The 3,121-nt window shown below is 60.4% G+C and carries 2 protein-coding genes and 2 pseudogenes; all 4 read right to left on the minus strand.

The window, feature by feature from the left end; all coding sequences use genetic code 11:
* Window positions 1-298 (minus strand): annotated as a pseudogene (locus GCT19_RS41385) (IS66 family transposase); the annotation flags it as partial.
* Between the two features lie 49 nt (window positions 299-347).
* Window positions 348-1,121, minus strand: a complete 774-nt coding sequence (gene istB / locus GCT19_RS41390) for an IS21-like element helper ATPase IstB (RefSeq protein WP_018432829.1) — start codon at window positions 1,119-1,121, stop codon at window positions 348-350.
* Window positions 1,114-2,598 carry an IS21 family transposase gene (gene istA / locus GCT19_RS41395; RefSeq protein ID WP_152855050.1) on the minus strand — a complete coding sequence of 495 codons (1,485 nt, stop codon included), beginning with the start codon at window positions 2,596-2,598 and terminating at the stop codon, window positions 1,114-1,116. Before istA ends, istB begins: the two co-directional genes overlap by 8 nt.
* Window positions 2,599-2,710: 112 nt before the next feature.
* Window positions 2,711-2,897: pseudogene (locus GCT19_RS41400) on the minus strand (IS66 family transposase); the annotation flags it as partial.
* Window positions 2,898-3,121: the final 224 nt, after the last annotated feature.

Here is a 3,121-nt window from a genome sequence, read left to right on the forward strand (position 1 = left end):
AGTTGTTGTCTATGGGCACATGTCCGTCGTCGAGATAGCGCGTCAGCGCTTCCCAGCGTTTAAGGCTGTAATCCAGCGCTTTCGCAATCGCTGAACCTTCCGAAACCAGCTTGCGCTGCGCCACCATCCATTCATGAAGTGCGTCGCACACCGGTTTGGCCCGGCTCTGTCGAAGCCTGCGACGCTCTTCAGCTTCCAGTGTCTGCGCCTCGCGCTCGATGTCGTAAAGCGCAGCGAAGAATGGCAGCGCCAATGCGGCGATCTGGCTGCTGTGATTGGCATGCAGATCGAAGAACCTTGTCTGGCGTCAACTAGAACTGCCACCGGCGACAACTAAAATTGCCGCCCTATGATGCTACTGCGGCCGGCGCCGTCGGCTTCGCGCCGGCCGCTTTTGCCCGGTAACTTTCGACTCCCATCAAGTCGAGCACGACGCTGTGATGCACCACTCGATCGATTGCCGCAAGCGTGGTCATCGGGTCCTTAAAGATTCGTTCCCATTCCGAGAACACGAGGTTTGTCGTGATGACGATGCTTTTGCGTTCATAGCGCTCAGCGAGCAAGGTGAACAACACTTCCATCTCATCGCGGTCGTGCTGGACGTAGCCGATGTCGTCCAGACTCAGGCACTCAAAACGATCCAGCTTTGCCAGCTCCTGTGGCAATCGCAGATCGCGTTTTGCTGCGAGCAGACGCTGCACCAAGGCGCCCGTGGGTGTGAACAGAACTGGATAGCCCTGCTCGACGAGGGCGTGACCCAAGGCGCTGGCAAGATGGCTTTTCCCTGCACCCGGTCGGCCTACAGCTACCACGTTGATGGCCTCTTTGAGGAAACCGCCGCTGCGCAACCGCTCGATCTGCATACGGGTTGCCGGATCGAACCGATCCAGGTTGAGAGCCCGGAAAGTCTTGTCTGGAAGCAGCTCGGATTGCCTCAGGAGCCGCTCGATCCGGCGAGCCGCCTTCGCGGCGCGTTCGATACGGGCAAGCTCAAGCAGGAACGCCTCGTGAGTCAGTCCTTCTTTCGCTGCTCGCAATGCGGTGTCTTCCACCGCAGCCGCCATGGCACCGAGATTCAGCGCCCGAAGCGACGCCAGCAGTTCTTCCCGCGGGTTATGCATGGCTACTCCATGTCGGAATCAGCGCGTCGTAATCCCGCAAGTTGATGGCGGCCTTGCCGATCTTCGGAACCGACGTCGGTGCCGGGCTCGTTACGAGCTCGCGTACGGTTTCGAGCGTCGGTATGCGCTGGTCATCCATCAGGCGGCCAATGGCTCGGTCAATTTCCGTCTCTGACGTGCTTGCGGCCAAATGCAACAGGCGCAGGTATTCCCGGTCCGCTTTCGTCGGAGTTGCGGCGAGCAGTGCGTCGTAGGCTCGGCGAAACGTGGTCGTCGGAAACAGTTCGTCCCGGTAGCAGTAGGCGGCAAACGCCCCAGGCTTTCTAACCAGAGACCAGATGAGATGCCGATAGTCGATGCGGCGCTGATTGCGGCCTGTCAGGCGCGGCAGGGTAAGCACGTGCGCCTGTCCGTGGTAAAGATCCAGGATCTCGGAGCGGATTCGCACTTTCAGCGATGCACCGATCAACCTGGACGGAACCGAGTAGTGATTGTTAAGCACCCGGATCAGACTGAAACGGGACACGCGCACTGTCACCTCACGCGTGAAGTCGAGCGGCGCCTCGGGCAGCGGCTTGAGCGCTGCCCGGTCTGCCTCGAAGCGTTGCGTGCGAGTGAGGTTGCGCTGCCGAACAAGCTCACCAAGGAAGTGTTCGTAGTCGCAACGCGAGCCGAAGTCTCGCGTGCCACGAACGCGTAACGCCTGATCGACAGCCTGTTTGAACCGGAAATGCGATTGTTCGACGTCGCCGTTCTGATTCGCGCATCCCGCAGTGTTTGCCGATGGCTGCATTCCATAGTGCGCAAGCACGGCGCGATAGTTCTGCGTGAACTCATGCATGCCCTCGCGATCCAGGTCGCGTACCGCCGCGCTCAGATTGTCGGTGCGATGCCACTCGGGAACTCCACCGATCTGCCACAGGCAAGCTTCCAGCCCTTCGGCTATCGCCTCAAAGCTTTCCGAGAAGCAGACGCGCACGGCCTCCACGTTCGAGTACGTGAGCACCAGGTGGTAGACGAGGTGCGGGAACTGTGTGCCGGCGATCGTTACCCCAAGGCTATTCATCGACGTGAAATCGGATTGAGCCATGCGTCCGGGGATGTGCTCCTGTGGAAACATGACTTCCTGCTCTGGGCCATGACGAACTCGCCACGCCTGAACGTGTCGCTGCAGAGTTCGCAGTTGACCCTGCTGGTATCGGCCCGGAAACGCCTGGCACAGCAGCGCAAACAAGGTCTTGGTCTGGAGCGCCGAATCCCGCTGGAGTTGCTCCTCGACCCATGGCCAGTCCAGGCTAAACGGGTTCTCGCGCGTTCGATGCGTGCGCGGCTTCTTCATCTGGCTGGGCAACTTCCCAGCACGTTCGTATTTGCGGGCTGTGCGCTCGCTCATCCCCGTACGCGCTGCAGCCAGTTTCTGGGTTACCCCTTTCCGTCGTTCTTCCCGCACCAATTTGATTTCTCCGTCTTTTTTCATGCCGGCTCCGCAAGGAGCCGCATGATAGCGACGACCCGAACCTCAACAGTTCGGCCGCCGGAAACCGGCAAATCTAGTTGTCGCTACCGGCAGAGGCAATTGTCGCCAGACAGAACCTGCGTCTCGCGTGCGCCGCACATCCGATTTCAGTGATTCCCTGCTGGAATCCAGCCTTGTACCCACTGTAGTCGGCGCACACCAGCTTGCCCTGCCAGCCAGCGAGGGACGCGCGGGCATGTTCGCCTGCCCGGGCTCTCGGCGAAGTCGTAGACCACGGCACGCAGATCACTGTAATGCGTGGGCGTTAATCTCCCGCTCCCTGTCCTCGACCTGGGCAATCAGCTGCGCGGCAAGCGCGCGTAATTGTTCCGGGCTGAGGGCGTTAAGATCGGCGGGCAGGTTCATGCAGACGAGTCTGCCAGAACCTTGGAGACCGGGAAAGCGCCACCGTTTACGTCCTTGCGGGCGTCATACGACGCGAATCACGCCGTTAGGACCGATGCGCTGCCACGGCAAACCCACC

The organism is Paraburkholderia atlantica (assembly GCF_009362785.1).
Lineage (GTDB): Bacteria > Pseudomonadota > Gammaproteobacteria > Burkholderiales > Burkholderiaceae > Paraburkholderia > Paraburkholderia atlantica.

Coding starts and splice junctions, on each gene's coding strand:
- istB (WP_018432829.1), bottom strand. CDS start 1,121: ATGCATAACCCGCGGGAAGAACTGCTGGCGTCGCTTCGGGCGCTGAAT.
- istA (WP_152855050.1), bottom strand. CDS start 2,598: ATGAAAAAAGACGGAGAAATCAAATTGGTGCGGGAAGAACGACGGAAA.